We start from the raw sequence: 16,664 nt of genomic DNA on the forward strand, positions 1-16,664 counted from the left end.
ACTGAATCTTTACAGGAACTGAAAAAACAAGAATCAAGTTTCATGGTACGTTTCAACTTAAATAATAACAATAATAATAACGGAAACCCGTAGCAAAAACTTGTCGCGATATTGGGCCCGTCAGGTTTTTGAAACTTGACGGGTCTTTTTTTTGAACCAACTACTAACCAAATAAATGTAAAATTATGTGTGGAATTGTTTGTGCCTTTCAACTAAAGGAAAAATCGGAAGCCCTTCGGCTTCAAGTACTATCGATGTCTAAATGCATCCGTCACCGCGGACCGGACTGGAGCGGAATCTTTACCAACGAAAATACGATTATGGCGCACGAGCGTCTGGCAATCGTCGATCCTACTTCAGGAAAGCAACCGCTGTTTTCAGCTGATAAAAAATTCGTCTTAGCGGCGAATGGTGAAATCTATAACCACCAATCCATTCGGAAACAATACGAAGACCGGTACGATTTTCAGACCAAATCGGATTGCGAAGTTATTCTTCCCCTTTTCAAGGAAAAAGGGCCTGACTTTTTGGATGAACTGAACGGAATCTTCGGTTTTGCTGTATATGATGTTGAAGAAGATGAATACTTAATCGCTCGCGATCATATGGGAATCATTCCACTTTATATGGGTTGGGACCAAAACGGAACCTTTTATGTGGCTTCAGAACTGAAAGCGTTGGAGGGTGTTTGTACCAAAATTGAAGTCTTCCCTCCAGGACATTATCTGTATAGCAAGGATGGTGAAGTAAAGCGCTGGTACGAACGCGATTGGATGGACTATGAAAATGTGAAGGATAACGAAACGAGCATTGAGGACCTTCGCAAAGCTTTGGATGCGGCCGTGCAACGGCAGTTGATGAGCGACGTACCCTATGGTGTTTTATTGAGCGGTGGATTGGATAGTTCGATTACTTCGGCTGTGGCTAAAAAATATGCCGATAAACGTATTGAAACCGGAAATAAGGAAGGCGCTTGGTATCCTCGCCTTCACTCCTTTGCCATTGGTTTGGAAGGTTCGCCCGATTTAGCAGCCGCTCAAAAGGTTGCTGATCATTTGGATACCGTTCACCATGAAATAATATTCACCATACAGGAAGGATTGGATGCTATACGCGATGTTATCTATCATTTAGAAACATATGACATTACCACCATTCGTGCTTCTACTCCAATGTACTTGATGGCGCGTGCCATAAAAGCAATGGGGATTAAGATGGTGCTTTCAGGCGAAGGAAGCGATGAGATTTTTGGCGGGTATCTGTATTTTCATAAAGCACCGAATCCTGAGGAATTTCATAAGGAAACCGTCCGAAAATTGGACAAACTATATCAATACGACTGCTTGCGCGCTAACAAATCGCTAGCAGCTTGGGGAATTGAGGGGCGTGTACCCTTCCTAGATAAGGAATTTATGGATGTTGCCATGCGTTTAAACCCAAAAGATAAAATGATAACCGGCGAACGCATCGAAAAATGGGTGTTGCGGAAGGCGTTTGAGGATATGCTCCCCGAAAGTGTGGCATGGCGTCAGAAAGAACAGTTTAGCGATGGTGTGGGTTATAGTTGGATCGATACGCTAAAGGAAATGGTGAATGAAAAGGTAAGCGATGAAATGATGGAAAATGCAAAATATCGTTTTTCAATCCAAACGCCAACGAGCAAGGAAGAGTTCTATTATAGAAGCATTTTTGAAGAACATTTCCCAAGCGATACAGCTGCCCTAACGGTACCATCGGTGCCAAGTGTAGCCTGTAGCAGTCCGATAGCCTTGGAATGGGATGAAAGCTTCAAAAACATGAACGACCCAAGTGGAAGAGCAGTGGCAAAAGTGCATGCCGACGCCTATCAGAAATAGGTCTCTTAAAGTTTCATAAAAGACAGGGCTTCCCTGTTAAAGTATAATCAAAACGCTTCCCGCTCGGGGAGCGTTTTTTTATATTGAAACTACCACCAATAACAACCGACTTTGGAAGTTTCCACAGAAGAAAACATACAATCAAAAAAAATCGATAAAATTCTTCGTGACCTTGAGCCAGGGGGCAGAACCGTTTGTCCGTTACCGCACGATGGCCACCTTTTTCTGGAGCACGATGTTCCCTCTCTTTTTATCTATCGAAAAAGGGAAAACGATACCGGAACACTTCGATTGGCAAGAACTGGAGCTTCCTATTTAATAATTGGTGAGTCGGATTTCAGCTTTTTTCAAGCGTTATTACATGAAATTACGGAACGGATGGCCGATCGCTTCGGTTCTTATATTTTGGTTGAATTATACAGTGGTGAAGAAGATAGTACCGAATTCGTTATCAAAGGACCTCCACATAAATTGCCGGTTTCGCTCGATGTATTGAAAGAAAGCTTGGCAACTATTGAAAGCAGGAAATTTGGAGTGGAACTTTCCGCCCGAATCGAGCAGACCAAAACAAGACAAAAACCTGAATCCACAGAACTTTTCACTATAGAGAGCTTACGGGAGCTCGGCGGGACGCAAATTGGATTAGAAGTTCCGCCCGTTTATCGAAATGAGAATGGCGACATTTACCCAATCTATTTTAGAAAATTTCGGGAACAGTTTGCAGACTCTTTACAACGCGCCATCTTTGAATTTATCCGAGTACAGACGTCCTCTCCCCTTGCGCATTTTAATGCCTTGGGAAAACGGGAAATTCATAAAGAAGTATTTAAAATTGATAGACAAATGGCAGAAATTCAGTCAAGCTATCAATTTTTGTTGCTATTGGCACCGGTGAATATTCAACAGCTACGGGAAAAATTCTTCGAAAGCGATTTTAAAACTATCGATTATTATCACTATCGCCTGTTACCCGTAGATCCTGACATTTTAAAGCGAAGACTTTACAACCTTCGAATCGATGAAATTGACGATCCTGCCCTATCCTACATCTTTGATGAAAAACGGGAGGAAATCGACCATCAATTAACCATGCTAAAGGAGCGTGGATCTGAAAACTTCTTTTATAGCAGTATTAGGCTGTACAAAGGATTGGAAAAGAAAGTGCTTTCAGAGGCAGAACTTATTCTTCAGGCTATCGATCATCAAGAACCCGATGAACGCGATGATATGATAGACGTGCATGAATTCGCAGCGATGGCTCGAAAAGAATTTGATTTTTTTAAACAACAGGATTCAAACTTCACTTCCAAAGTGCACATCAGGGACGATGTAAATATTATGATGGTCTCTAATGGTGAATTGTATTTGCCTGGCGATTATACGTTGTCTCGAAAAGAAGCCAAGGCACTTATCCAACACGAGGTAGGAACCCATGCCCTGACCTATTACAACGGAAGACAGCAACCATTGCACCAAATGGCCATAGGACTGGCCGATTACGATGCGCTTCAGGAAGGAATTGCAGTATTATCGGAATATCTCATTGGCGGATTAAGTGGTAACCGATTACGAACCTTGGCAGGCCGTGTGGTTGCTGGACATGCGCTATTGGAAGGACAAAATTTTACAGAAGTCTTCCATATGCTGTATTCGCGCTATGGATTTTCGAAGGAATATGCCTTCAACATTACCTCAAGAATGTTTCAGGGAGGCGGTTTTATAAAGGATATTATTTACCTCAAGGGATTGGTACACTTACGTGAGTATCTTATTGAAGGAGGAGAACTGGAACCGCTGTTGGCAGGAAAATTCGCCTTAAAACACCTTGATGTCATAAAAGACTTAACAGATCGGGAACTTTTAATTCCTCCGAAATTGAAACCAAGATATCTGTTTGAAGACGATTATGAAGAGAAAATGAAAAAAATAACCCAAGGGCTCGCCCTTTCAAAAATGATATAACATGAAAATTTGTTTTGTAATAAGTGATATAAAATCGGAAGCGGTGGGTACCTCCGTTACCATAATGAAGAAAGTACACGATCGCGGTCATGAACTATATGTGATGAGCGTCGGCGATTTTGTTTTTCACCACGATAAGCCCATTAGCCTTCGTTGTAAAAAAGTACCGGAATCGCCTAAATCGCGCACCAGAGAGAAATTTTGGGAACGTGTTCAGGATGATGAATTAGGCTACGAAGACATCAGTAGCACCGAATTGGATGTATTATTCCTTCGAAACAATCCGACAGAGGAAACCGACGACCGTCATTGGGCGGAACATAGTGGGATTGCCTTTGCTAGAATGATTCAGCAGTATGGTGTTTTGGTATTGAACGATGCCTTTGCCATGTCGCATGCCTTTATCGATAAACTTTATTTTGAAGAATTACCTTCAGCGATTAAACCCAACAGTCTCATCACCCGAAACAAAGAGGATTTATTGAAGTTTTGGGAAGATTCGGGAAAGAAAATGGTGTTGAAACCATTAGAAGGCTCCGGCGGCCAGAATGTATACCTGATTGATGAAGATAAGAAAAACCTGAACCAGATTATTGAAACCATTAGCGCCCAGGGATATGTTATTGCCCAGGAATTTTTACCGGAAGTTTCGAAAGGCGATGTTCGCGTCGTGTTGTTGAATGGTGAAATTTTAGAAGAAGATGGTGAAATGGCAGTAATTAGAAGGGTGAATGACGACGATGCCGAATTTAGAAGTAACCTTCAACTCGGTGCCAAGGCTGAAAAAGCAAAGCTAACCAAGGAAATGAAACGTATCGTGGATATAACGGCGCCGAAGCTGAAGCGCGATGGCCTCTTTTTCGTAGGACTAGATATTGTGAAGGATAAACTCATTGAAATCAACGTGCTAAGTCCCGGCGGATTGGAATATTGCAAGGATATCGGTTTGCCCGATTTCACTGAAACCATCGTAAAAGCGATTGAGCGTAAGATGGAACATAAAAAGCATTATGATCATTTAACCAATCGCGAACTGGCGACGATGAACTAAAACCAAACAGTTTTATGAATACTTCACGAATTATTGGATATTATTCAACCGACACCGAGGGGCCGCTGCTTTTTGTTACTGCTGCGGTACATGGCAATGAGCCTAGCGGCGTGAAAGCCTTGCGAAATGTTTTCAGAAAACTGAAGGAGGATCAACCTTCCATAAAGGGAACTTTTATGGGTCTTTTATGCAATACCAAGGCGTATAACCGTAATGTTCGCTTTATCGACGAGGACTTGAACAGGGTTTGGACCGACAAAAATATTACAGAAGTAATTACCGATTCTTCTGAAAAGCGAGAGATGTTTCACATTATCGATGCGCTAAAGCATTATCCAAAGGAAACATTTAACGATTGTTACTTTTTAGATTGCCATACCACTTCTTCCGCCAGTGAACCCTACAGTTCGGTTCAGGTGGTGAATGATAACGATGAATGGGCACATAACTTCCCAACCCATATTATACGTGGGTTTTCAGATATTGTTTCCGGTACCATCGACCATTATTTCAGCAGAAATAACATAACCGGATTTGTGTTGGAAGCCGGTCAGCATACCGATAAGGATTCGGTCGATTATCACGAGGGAACCATTTGGATAGCGTTGCAACAGGCGTGTGGACTCGATTTCGATGATTTAAGTGAAACACCCAAAGCGGTGACCAAAACACTTCAAAAGAAAGAAAACAGAAAAACCTTTGAAATCGTCCATCGCCACGGATTGAAGAATTCCGACGACTTCAAAATGGAACCTGGCTATGAAAACTTTCAACCGATAAAAAAGGGCGAAGTTTTAGCGACCCAGAATGGAGAAGAGGTAATAAGCGAATGGGATGCCTACATCTTTATGCCATTATACCAACCCCAAGGAAATGATGGCTTTTTTGTGGTGGATGAGGTGAGTCGGTAGTCTTTAGTCTTTAGCTTACAGAAAATTGAGAAGAGAGAAGAGACTAAAGATTATATCCTTCATCCTATATCCGACATCTTACACCATACATCCCAAACCCAAGAGTCAAGAGTCAAGAGTCAAGAGCCGAGATATTAGATATGAGATTTTAGATTTATGATTTAGACATTCTGCTTCTTAAGCCTCTACCTTGCCGCCAATCGTTCACCGACTTTTTTATACGATAACGATATAGTTTAAAACTTTTTAATATCTTTAATGGCAACTCCCTATTAACATTCGTAAGTTATTTTAATATCATTCTTGTGATACAGAATTATCCAAAATCATGGATAACTTTTAAAACTAATACGATGAAAAAAACTTTAGTACTACTGATAGCCATTGGCCTTTTCTGCCCAAGACTTTTTGGTCAAGATCCTACCCTTCTGGAAAATGAATGGTACTTAGAAAAAATCATTATGGCTTCCGAGGAGTATGAAAGGCCGTATTCGGATTTTGAGGCTCTTTTTAACGCCAGTTCAGAAACATTAGTTGTTTTTCACCCATATTGTGAAGAGGGTTTCGAGTCATTAATAGAATATGAGGGTGAAGATATCTTTACCATCGACGATGGTGGGGTTGCCTTAATCGGAATCTGTGGTGATCCTGATGTAAATGCTTTTATGCAACTTCATTATCAGGTTTATTTGGAAGGCGAAATTGCCAAAAATCCTTTCTCTTACACCATCGAAGATGACGGTTCGCACAAAACGCTTACCGTTAGCAATGCAGATGGCGATTTAGCTATTTATGGTGATCAGTTATTAAACTCAGAAGCGTTTACAGCACTGCCATTACAACTATATCCCAATCCCACAACGGATTTTTCGTTTGTAAAGGCACAAAGTGGGTTACTGAATTACCAATTATTTGATTTAAACGGCCGCTTGGTTGCGGAACAGCAACTTTCAGGAACAGAAACTCGATTGGATTTGTCAGAACTGCCCGCTGCGCTCTACTTTTTAAGGGTGCAGTCAGAAAAAGCAACCCATACCTATAAAGTTGTAAAGCAATAAACTGTCCAACATTTTAAAAACGAGATCGGGAATGGCAATGGTTGTTCCCGATTTTTTATTTGGAAGAAAGATTATAGACTATCGACCAACGCAACGACTAGTTTCAAAGAAGCAAAGAAGCAGAGTGGCAAAGTTTCAAAGACTCGAAGAGGTAAAGAATATAGAGAATAGAGAATAGAGAATAGAAAAAAGACTAGAGACCAACTACTATTGGCCAATAGCTAAGAGCAAAAAAGTTCGCCGCCAAAGCTCACAGCCTACCGCATATAGCCTAAAGCTTACAGCTTACAGCCTACAGCTTCCCTACGGCAACCACTTCTTATCGAAATTAGGTTTCCGCTTTTCCAAAAATGCATCGCGTCCTTCCTTGGCCTCATCGGTCATGTAAGCTAATCGAGTTGCTTCACCAGCAAATACCTGCTGCCCTACCATACCATCGTCGGTGAGGTTCATAGCAAACTTCAACATCTTGATAGAGGTAGGCGATTTCGCCAACACCTCCTGCGCCCACTCATACGCCGTCTGTTCCAATTCGGCATGTGGAATAACGGCATTCACCATTCCCATTTCGAAGGCTTCCTGAGCGCTGTAATTTCTTCCCAAAAAGAAAATCTCACGTGCTTTCTTTTGTCCGACCATCTTTGCCAAGTACGCACTTCCATAGCCACCATCAAAACTGGTAACATCGGCATCGGTTTGTTTAAAGATAGCATGTTCCTTGCTCGCTAAGGTCATATCGCACACCACATGCAAGCTATGTCCGCCACCCACGGCCCAACCGGGAACTACACAAATAACAGCCTTTGGCATAAAACGTATCAATCGCTGTACTTCAAGAATATTTAAGCGGTGATACCCATCTTCCCCTACATAGCCTTGATGTCCCCGAGCTTTTTGGTCACCACCACTACAAAAACTATACACGCCATCCTTAGGTGAAGGTCCTTCAGCCGAGAGCAACACCACGCCGATACTTGTATCTTCCTGCGCATCGTGAAAGGCATCGAGCAATTCACTGGTGGTTTTTGGGCGAAATGCATTACGGACTTCCGGTCGGTTAAAGGCAATCCGGGCCACGCCATTCGACTTTTTATAGGTGATATCGGTATATTCCTTTGCGGTTTTCCAATCGGGTGTGCTCATATTTTATATTTTTACCGTAAAGATAGTAAACCATGACAGCCATGCGCAACTTTTTCCTTTGCTTCGTCTTTCTGTTTTGCGGGATTGTAGCATTCTCTCAGGAGCCTTATCAGTTTGAAACCATCATCGACTTGGATGCTACGCCAGTTATCAGTCAGGGACGCACCGGTACGTGTTGGAGTTTTTCGACTTCTTCATTTTTAGAATCTGAAATCATCCGGTTGACCGGTAACGAAATCGATCTTTCTGAAATGTATACAGTTCGGAATATCTATCCGAAGAAAGCGGAAAATTTTGTGATGCGACAAGGAAAGGCACAGTTTAGCGAAGGCGGGTTGGCACATGACGTGATGACTTCGGTTAAACAATACGGATTGGTTCCACAGCAAGTGTATAGCGGTTATACGGAAGGAAGCGACTATCACAATCATTCAGAACTTATCGCTACTATGAGTGCCATGCTGAATACCTATACCGAAAAACCGGGCGGAAGTTTAAGTCCGAAGTGGAAAGAAGCCGTCAATGCTGTGTTGGACGTATATTTAGGTGAAAAGCCTGAAGCCTTCACCTATCAAGGAAGGCAGTACACTCCTGAATCCTTTCTGAAAATGACGAAATTGAATCCGGATGATTATATAACGCTAACTTCCTTCACCCACGAGCCGTTTTATTCAACCTTTATTTTGAATATTCCAGATAACTGGAGCAATGGAAGCTTTTTCAACCTGCCATTGGACGAAATGATGCAGACGGTAGATCATGCGCTTCAGAATGGATACACGGTAGAGTTGGACTGCGATGTTAGCGAACGGACCTTTTCTTCTAAAGATGGCGTTGCCGTAATTCCTGAAGACGACGATAATAAGGTGAAGTCGCTGCAAGGTGTTTATCCAGAAAAGAATATTACCCAACAATATCGCCAAGAGCAGTTTGAAAACTATGCTACGACCGACGATCATTTAATGCACATTACAGGACTGCTACGCGACCAAAACGGGAACACCTACTACAAGGTGAAAAACAGTTGGGGTACCGATGAAAGTAGAACCACCAACGATGGGTATGTGTACTTCAGTGAGCCGTATATGCGATTAAAAACCATTAGTGTGATGGTTCATAAAGATGCACTTCCGAAAACAATTTCGAAAAAACTGAATTTGTAAAGTGGTGCAATTTTTGATTATCTTTTGAAAAAATTGGGATGAAAATTTTTAGTACAATAGCAATTACGCTTGTGAGCTTCATCGGAATCGCCCAAAGCGATTTTGAGACGCGCTACTTTACCATTTCAGCAGAATCTCTTCCCGAATTGGAAGAAATAGATCCCGACTTCTTATCGCTAGAAAAAGAATTTTCATTCAAGAAAAAACTGGCGTCATTCGGCATTACCCAAGACAATTATTGGCAGCCGGTAAATATGATGGCTGCCGGTGAGGAAAGTGACTTTGTTAATGATTCGGAAATAGAAATTACGCCTCTAAACGCACGTACCTACGGATTTATAGGGTTTAGTGGGTATAATGACGATAAACTGACAAAAGTTCGGAATAAGGTATATGAAGAACAGCGCAGTCCATTTCTGTACAATCCATACGATCCTTGGCGCACGCGCTCCTCTTTTAGACCCTACAGAAGAAGTCCGTTTCACTTTTCGGTACAAGTAGACCCGAATCAATAAAAAAATACCCTATCGCCTTTGCTTAGGCATCTTTTTTAAGCTCGATTCCATCAGGCTTTATATCGATCTGCCGATCCTTATACAGACTTCCGATTGCTTTCTTAAAACTTTTCTTGCTAAGCCCTAGCTCATTTTTAATGGTTTCAGGGTCGCTCTTATCGTGAAGGGGTAGAAATCCGCCCGCAGCTTTCAACTCATCGAGAATGTAGTTAGCATTCGGCTCGATACTTCTGTAGCCTGGTGAATGTAATACGATATCAATTTTATTATCCTCACGAATTTTCTTCACAAAAGCTTTCATTCGATCACCAGCTCGAATATCTTCGAAAATATCATCGATGTAGATAAGCCCTAAGTGCTTGCCATTCACGATTACATTAGCACCCTTGTCTGAAAGATGGGTTACCATAATTTCAACTTCATCAAATTTATCTACGGTCAGACTCTTATTGTCGGTAAATTTATTCGTTCGGCTACTGGCCACCAATCGGTTGGTCACTTCATCCAGATACAAATACACCACATACCAATTTCCCTCCTTCATCGGCCAAGCTTGCTCCTTAAAAGGCACAAAAAGCTGCTTCTCTAAGCCCCAATCCAAAAAGGCGCCGAATTTATTCACATCCACACAGCTTAAAAAACCAAAATCGTTTAGCGTTATATAAGGTTCCAACGTTGTGGCAATAGGCCGCTCCTCATGGTCGAGGTATATAAACACACGAATAGAATCGCCGATTTCAAATTCCTCCGGTTTATACTTATGAGGTAGTAACACCTCATTTTCTTCTCCATCTCCTAAGTATAGCCCTGGATCGGTTTCGCGTAATATTATCAAGTCTTGATATTGTCCTAAATGTAGCATGCTGCAAAGGTACTATTTAGCAATGTATTCGTACGAAAAAAGTAGTAGTATCGTAGCGGTTTTATTACTATCTTCACTGCATTTTACGAAGTCTATGAACCTTCACAACGAACGGTATCCTATTCCTGCTTCCCTCAAGCTGACGGAAAAAGTAATTTCCGAAATCGGCACTATTTATTTTTATGATCGAATCGTGGTTGTTGAAATCAATGAAGGCATTACCCTGTCTTATAAAAACGGTTTTTCGTTATTGTTGAAGGGACTGCAATACCTTGGCACCAAACCCTGGGTGTATGTCTCGCATCGTGTGTCTTCCTATTCCGTGAAACCCACCGATTATAAATACTTGAACAAAATTCCTAATCTTAAAGGAATTTGCCTAGCGGTTCACACCGATACCCAAGCACAAAATGCAAAATTGGAAGAAGCATTTGTCGAGAAACCATTTTTAGTGGCAAACTCCCTTCATGACGCTATCGTTTGGGCTGAGGAGATTCTTTCTCCAAAACCACTTCAAACTAAGTGATTAAAGTATTGCTGTAAGACGTCATCGTTCACGGTATTAGGGGTGAAAACCTCCAAAATCGCAGGCGCTTCACTTTCCGGTGAAAAGAAATCGTGCAAGGCTTCTACTAAAGACTTCTTATCAGAAGCAGTTGTATAATCAAAACCATACATCTTCGCTAAATGTTCTGCCGTTAATGAATGTTGGGTTTCGAAATAGTGCTCAAAATGTTGGGCCGATTTCGCCTTCGGTAATATTCTGAAGATTCCGCCACCACTATTATTGATTACGATTACTCTGAACGTTTTCGGAATATTCGCGTTCCACAAGGCATTACTATCATACAAGAAGCTCAGATCGCCCGTTAATAACACCGTTGGCTTTGGTGAAGCAAAGGCTGCGCCAACAGCAGTACTCGTGCTACCGTCAATGCCACTGGTACCACGATTGCAATAGATTTCCCAATCTGGTTTCATGGGGAATAACTGTGCATACCGAACGGTAGCACTATTGGCCATTTGCACGTGCCATCCATTAGGAATGGTTTCGAACACTTTTTCAAACACACTAAAATCTGAAAAAGGCATATTTTGTAGGAACGTCTCGTGCTGACCGAGGCGAGCTGCTTTTTGTTGAAGCCAGTATGTCTGATAATCGCTATCCGCTTCCGTGGTTTTGGAAAGAAACTCCTTACAAAACTCTTGAATAGGAATTTTAAAATGTTGCGTCAGTGAAAAATAGGTGTCGTAGGCTTTTTTACGATCCACATGCCAATGTTCTTTGGGTGAAAAGGTCCGTAGCAATTTCTTGATCCGTTTCGACACTACCATTCCACCGAAGGTTAAAAGGATTTCAGGTTGCAATCGTTTCTTACCTTCATCATCTAGTGAAGAGATTAATTGGTCGATGGCAGGAATGAAGTTTTCATGGTGAAGATTGCTCGTTGTTTCCGTCAACACCAATACCGACGGATCTTCAGCCAACATATCCAACCATTTTTTTTCGATTGTGTTTGGCTGAAGTGTTCCGATGAGTACCAATTTTTTAGGACTACTATTCCATTTTCTGAGGAAGGGTGACCAGTCCTCCGGTATTTCATAGTTTGGAGTTCTTGGAGGTACATTTTGAGGTACTACTGAAGCCTCTGAAACTTTTTCATACAAAGGTTCCGAAAAAGGCACGTTAATATGCACCGGCCCTTGCATTTCAAAGGCCGTATTTAAAGCAGCATTGATTTTGATTTCATTTTCGGTTTGATGTTCTTCCCCTTCCTGACAATTTGCGCTATACAAAATATGCTTTCCGTACACATTTACTTGCTGTATGGTTTGTCCATCGCCTATTTCCAACAATTCCGGCGGACGATCGGCCGAAAGCACCACTAACGGAATATCGCTATAGAAGGCTTCCGCAACGGCTGGAAAATAATTTAGCAGCGCAGAACCCGAAGTACAAACTACGGCAACTGGTTTTTTGAGTTGTTGTGCCATTCCCATTGCAAAAAAGGCAGCGCAGCGTTCATCGACGATGCTAAAATTATGGCTGTTTGGATGTTCCGTAAATCCGATGGTAAGCGGAGCGTTTCGCGATCCAGGCGATAAAACGATATGGTCGATGCCCTTAGCAAGACAAAGTTGCACCACCGTTTGGGATAGGGCTTTGGAGGAAAAATTCATTCTTACAAAGATACAAACAAGGCTTCGAATGTTAAAGAAGCGGAGCGATTACCCGAGCCATGGTTTGTAATTTATTTTCGGTTTCTTCCCATTCATCATTAGCATCAGAATCTGCGGTAATGCCTCCTCCGACGTAGATGGAAATTTGAGTTTCTTCCAACTTCATACAACGAAGGTTTACAAAAAGTTGCGTTTGTTTCAGTTTAGAATCTATTATTCCCAAATAACCGGTATAAAACTCACGATTATAGCTTTCTTCTTCCCCTAAAAACCGCAAGGCTTCCTTCCGAGGCTCCCCACAAACCGCTGGTGTTGGATGTAATACATCGGCTATATCCTGATACGAAACAACAGCTCCTATTTCGCCTGTAATATCGGTTCTCAAGTGCACCACCGAACCTGCTTGTTGATTGTAAACATCAGAAACCCTAGGTGAAAGTCCGATAGATTTTAATTCCGAAATAATAGTCCGAGTCACGATTGCCTGCTCTTCCCGTTCCTTCTCAGTCCATTGTATTTTACCATTCCTGTTAGGCTTGGTTCCTGCCAAGGCCATTGTCTTGTACTGATCATTTTCAATGTTGACTAAGGTTTCAGGTGTTGCGCCCGCCCAAAATCCGGTGTCGGGATGATACCAAAGATAACGAAAGGCAGATGGGTATCCTCCGAAGAGAAGCGGCATGATTTCTTTTAAGTCGAATTGTGAAATAGCAATTCCTTTTTTCCTTGAAACCACAATTTTCTGAAGTGTTTCCGACTGTTGAATTGTTCTTTTAGCCTTTTCTACCAAGGCTCTATAGTTTTCTTTTTCCGAAGTATTACTAGGAGTTAAGCTATATTCTTCAGAAAATGAATGTCGTGGGAATTGAATCCTATGCTGAGTAGCATTGTTGAAAGACTGGAAATAACGTTTTCCCTCTTTATCAAAAGGTGCAAATAAAAATCCATTCCGCTGCTCCTTTGAGAGTTTGTAGTCTTTCTGTTGAAGCCAGGCATGACATTCATCAGCATTGGGATAGGAATATACAACAAATGGAATCTTTGCGTAATGCTGTTTTTCTAATGCAGAAATGAAGGATGACATCTTCATTACGACTTCCGAAGGGTTAAGGTTGTCAGTTTCACCATAGAAACCAATTCATCGACTTCATTCACAATTCGAATTTGCCAAAGTTGCGTGGTTCGTCCTTTATGAAGGATAGAAGCCTTAGCATAAACAAATCCTTCCTTCATACTCTTTACATGGTTGGCAGCTATCTCGATCCCTCGAATGCTGATATCGGTATCTTCCAGAAAAAGGAAAGCAGCAGCACTACCAACGCTTTCTGCAAGTGCCACCGAGGCACCACCGTGTAATACTCCATCGGGTTGATGAACCTTTGGAGTGATTGGCATCCTAGCGGTTAAGGTGTGTTCATCGACATCTATAAACTCGATTTCGAGGGTTTCCATTAAGGTGTTCTGGCACATTTTGCGGCAGCCTTCAAGGATTTCTTCTTTGGAATACTTCATAGCTTCTGGTTACATTTGTAAAAATACAAAATCCCTATGGCCGACGAACATCAAGTGTCGTATTCTGCAACCAATACCTATAATACGTTACACTCTCTTTCACCGAAAACGAAGAATATATGGTTGGTCTTCCACGGTATGGGCTATTTAAGTCGCTATTTCATACGCTATTTCAAGGAGTTGAATGCTGAGGAAAATTATATTATCGCACCCCAAGCACCTTCCAAGTATTATCAAACAGACGAATTTAAACACGTAGGAGCCTCTTGGTTAACAAGGGAAAACACAGAGGCAGAAACCGAAAACGTTCTGCGCTATATAGATGCCGTTTGGAATGTAGAGAAACCAGAACAAAAATTTCGTTTTATCGTAATGGGCTATTCACAAGGCGTATCGATTGCTACACGTTGGCTTGCTAGCCGCAAGTTGCAATGCGATGTACTGCTACTTCATTCTGGGGCTATTCCTAAGGAACTAGTACCTGAAGATTTTAGTTTTCAAAAAGATGAAACAGACGTTCTGTATCACTATGGGCTTGAAGATGAATACATAACCGAAGCACGGAAAACGGAAGAAAAACTGAAGGGTTCAGCCCTTTTCGGTAATCGCTTAACGGTTTCAACATTTAGGGGAAGACATGAGGTAGACATCGAATTCTTACAGCATATTGCTAAAAACTTATAAGATTTTATGCAGTTCATCGATTTTATTTGCTATTCAGGGAATTAAATCGTTAGTTTACATTGTTTTGTAAGAAAACCCTTAAGCCCCTATACTTATGAAAAAAGTACTACTAACCTCATTTGCGCTATTCGTAAGCGCAGTGCTATTTGCACAAATTCCAACAAAAGAAAAGCAGGCCTTGGAAGATTTATATGCTGCTACCAATGGTGAGCAATGGACACAAGCCTGGGAATTAAATCAACCGATTACAGAATGGAATGGTGTAACCATAACCGATGGTCATGTTACCGCGGTAAGTTTAATGTTTAACAATTTAACAGGAAGCCTACCTTCCTCGCTTGAAAATTTGGAGCAACTTCAAATTCTTGAACTTTCTTTCAACAAGATTGAGGGGACGTTACCTTCGGCGCTAGGCAATTTATCAAAGTTGGAAGTATTGGCTTTAAACGGTAATAATTTGACGGGAATTATTCCGACCACAATCGGCAACCTTACCTCTTTACGTCAGTTACATTTAAGCAGCAACACCTTAACTGGACAAGTACCCAACAGCGTGAGTGAACTACAAAATCTTGAAGTGTTCAACGTTTTCGATAATGAACTTTATGGAGAGCTTCCACAGGGATTGGCCCAAAACTTTAAATTACAGGAATTGATGGTAGCCGAAAATAATTTCAGTAATACCCAACGATTCTCAGTAGTTATCTTGGCAAACTCGGGTGCTACGATCGATTTAAATGAAACTCCAGACTTTATTCCGGCAGATAATACCGTACTGGCTATTGAAGGTCCAGAAGACGAAGGAAATTAAAAAACTTCATAACTCTCTCGAATAGAGAGTCTGACAAATTATGATTGCGAATATTTAAGAAAATTTTAGTATTTATCGGTAAAGAGCACCAATTAACCGTTAAAATCATTTATTACGTAGGAAAATTTGTCTACTATTGCAAAGTTAAATTAGTTTAGTTGCTAATTGATTTATTTGGTTAGAACGGCTCCGCTTGGAGCCGTTCGTTATTTGCAGCTGTAGTAAAATGCCCACAGCTAACTATTTCATATCTTAGTATTTCCGATAACCTTTTGTATATGAAATATTTAGCTACATTTTCCGTCTTTCTCCTCTCCATTTCTACAAGCGTATCACAGGAATTTATAGGAAGCTTCCGACTTATTACAGAGCAGGTATATGCCAATGGAAATACCCGAATCGATAGTGCTGATTATCACTTTGGAAAAGAAAAAGTAGCACTTCATATCTATGCTAGGGGAAAACCAGATGAATTACGTTTGATCTTCAATCCTTCCGATACTACGATAACAGGTTTATTTGAAATGAATGGTAGAAAGTCAGGCTATATCTTACCAATGAATAATGATTATTGGCCGGGAATGCCCTTTGCGCATCGACCGTATGGAACGGGACCTAGAACCGAACTTAACTATTCGGGAATGCAAAAAGAAATTTTAGGGTATCAATGTCGAGAAATATTAGCAGAAAGTGAAGAATATAATGTCGAGATATGGGCATCCGATATTTCTTTATCGTTTATCAAAGTCATAGCTTATCAAACGGTTGGCGCAGGGGAACAGGATGGTGAAGTAAAATTATTCGATACTTTTGGTGTCGAAACGTTGCCATTAGAAATCTATTTGAAATCGAAAGAGGAAAAGGGAAATGTACGACTCAGAATACTAAACCTCAGTACTGAGATCGATGAGAATGTTTTTAGCTTCGAAGGGCATACTTTAGCGCGACCGTAGTA

Annotated in this window: 16 protein-coding genes; 11 read left to right on the forward strand and 5 right to left on the reverse strand. The window is 41.3% G+C overall.

Annotation, left to right across the window (positions count from 1 at the left end):
• Positions 1-185: 185 nt before the first annotated feature.
• From asnB to I4Q58_RS13000, 5 genes are all read left to right on the forward strand, one after another.
• Positions 186-1,856, forward strand: a complete 1,671-nt coding sequence (gene asnB, locus I4Q58_RS12980) for an asparagine synthase B (protein ID WP_203296325.1) — start codon at positions 186-188, stop codon at positions 1,854-1,856.
• 111 nt (positions 1,857-1,967) lie between these two features.
• Positions 1,968-3,818: a flavohemoglobin expression-modulating QEGLA motif protein gene (locus I4Q58_RS12985; protein ID WP_236002930.1), complete on the forward strand. Its 1,851-nt coding sequence runs from the start codon at positions 1,968-1,970 to the stop codon at positions 3,816-3,818.
• Position 3,819: 1 nt separating this feature from the next.
• Complete coding sequence (locus I4Q58_RS12990) at positions 3,820-4,869, forward strand: ATP-grasp domain-containing protein (RefSeq protein WP_203296326.1); 1,050 nt, start codon at positions 3,820-3,822, stop codon at positions 4,867-4,869.
• A gap of 14 nt (positions 4,870-4,883) precedes the next feature.
• The gene (locus tag I4Q58_RS12995; protein WP_203296327.1) at positions 4,884-5,780 is read left to right on the forward strand and encodes a succinylglutamate desuccinylase/aspartoacylase family protein; all 897 of its coding nucleotides are present in this window, start codon (positions 4,884-4,886) and stop codon (positions 5,778-5,780) included.
• A 353-nt stretch (positions 5,781-6,133) separates the two neighbouring features.
• Positions 6,134-6,838, forward strand: a complete 705-nt coding sequence (locus I4Q58_RS13000) for a T9SS type A sorting domain-containing protein (RefSeq protein WP_203296328.1) — start codon at positions 6,134-6,136, stop codon at positions 6,836-6,838.
• A 303-nt stretch (positions 6,839-7,141) separates the two neighbouring features.
• Here I4Q58_RS13000 and I4Q58_RS13005 read toward each other — a convergent pair whose 3' ends face one another.
• Positions 7,142-7,981, reverse strand: coding sequence for a 1,4-dihydroxy-2-naphthoyl-CoA synthase (locus I4Q58_RS13005; protein ID WP_203296329.1), 840 nt, complete (start codon positions 7,979-7,981; stop codon positions 7,142-7,144).
• Positions 7,982-8,022: 41 nt separating this feature from the next.
• On the opposite strand from I4Q58_RS13005, the gene I4Q58_RS13010 reads away from it, so the two are divergent.
• The gene (locus I4Q58_RS13010; protein WP_203296330.1) at positions 8,023-9,144 is read left to right on the forward strand and encodes a C1 family peptidase; all 1,122 of its coding nucleotides are present in this window, start codon (positions 8,023-8,025) and stop codon (positions 9,142-9,144) included.
• A gap of 38 nt (positions 9,145-9,182) precedes the next feature.
• Positions 9,183-9,659, forward strand: a complete 477-nt coding sequence (locus tag I4Q58_RS13015) for a hypothetical protein (protein ID WP_203296331.1) — start codon at positions 9,183-9,185, stop codon at positions 9,657-9,659.
• Positions 9,660-9,681: 22 nt separating this feature from the next.
• Here I4Q58_RS13015 and I4Q58_RS13020 read toward each other — a convergent pair whose 3' ends face one another.
• Entirely contained in the window at positions 9,682-10,521 is an 840-nt protein-coding gene (locus tag I4Q58_RS13020) for a CvfB family protein (RefSeq protein WP_203296332.1), read from the reverse strand.
• A gap of 22 nt (positions 10,522-10,543) precedes the next feature.
• Here I4Q58_RS13020 and I4Q58_RS13025 point away from each other — a divergent pair, with 22 nt between their 5' ends.
• Positions 10,544-11,047 carry a hypothetical protein gene (locus I4Q58_RS13025; protein WP_203296333.1) on the forward strand — a complete coding sequence of 168 codons (504 nt, stop codon included), beginning with the start codon at positions 10,544-10,546 and terminating at the stop codon, positions 11,045-11,047.
• Here I4Q58_RS13025 and menD read toward each other — a convergent pair.
• Genes menD through I4Q58_RS13040 form a run of 3 tightly spaced genes read right to left on the reverse strand, consistent with a single transcriptional unit; the run spans position 11,035 to position 14,214 of the window.
• Positions 11,035-12,702, reverse strand: a complete 1,668-nt coding sequence (gene menD, locus I4Q58_RS13030) for a 2-succinyl-5-enolpyruvyl-6-hydroxy-3-cyclohexene-1-carboxylic-acid synthase (RefSeq protein WP_203296334.1) — start codon at positions 12,700-12,702, stop codon at positions 11,035-11,037. The genes I4Q58_RS13025 and menD overlap by 13 nt on opposite strands.
• 31 nt (positions 12,703-12,733) lie before the next feature.
• Positions 12,734-13,792 (reverse strand): isochorismate synthase, encoded by a 1,059-nt coding sequence (locus I4Q58_RS13035; RefSeq protein WP_203296335.1) that lies wholly within the window; start codon positions 13,790-13,792, stop codon positions 12,734-12,736.
• Entirely contained in the window at positions 13,792-14,214 is a 423-nt protein-coding gene (locus I4Q58_RS13040) for a PaaI family thioesterase (protein ID WP_203296336.1), read from the reverse strand. The genes I4Q58_RS13035 and I4Q58_RS13040 overlap by 1 nt, the downstream gene beginning before the upstream one ends.
• A gap of 36 nt (positions 14,215-14,250) precedes the next feature.
• On the opposite strand from I4Q58_RS13040, the gene I4Q58_RS13045 reads away from it, so the two are divergent.
• The 3 genes from I4Q58_RS13045 to I4Q58_RS13055 all read left to right on the forward strand — a co-directional run bounded on the left by I4Q58_RS13045 (position 14,251) and on the right by I4Q58_RS13055 (position 16,662).
• Positions 14,251-14,898 carry an alpha/beta hydrolase gene (locus tag I4Q58_RS13045; protein WP_203296337.1) on the forward strand — a complete coding sequence of 216 codons (648 nt, stop codon included), beginning with the start codon at positions 14,251-14,253 and terminating at the stop codon, positions 14,896-14,898.
• Between the two features lie 94 nt (positions 14,899-14,992).
• Complete coding sequence (locus I4Q58_RS13050) at positions 14,993-15,709, forward strand: leucine-rich repeat domain-containing protein (RefSeq protein WP_203296338.1); 717 nt, start codon at positions 14,993-14,995, stop codon at positions 15,707-15,709.
• A gap of 278 nt (positions 15,710-15,987) precedes the next feature.
• Positions 15,988-16,662, forward strand: coding sequence for a hypothetical protein (locus I4Q58_RS13055; RefSeq protein WP_203296339.1), 675 nt, complete (start codon positions 15,988-15,990; stop codon positions 16,660-16,662).
• Positions 16,663-16,664 lie beyond the last annotated feature (2 nt).

The sequence above is a fragment of the Luteirhabdus pelagi genome (genome assembly GCF_016827595.1).
GTDB lineage: Bacteria > Bacteroidota > Bacteroidia > Flavobacteriales > Flavobacteriaceae > Luteirhabdus > Luteirhabdus pelagi.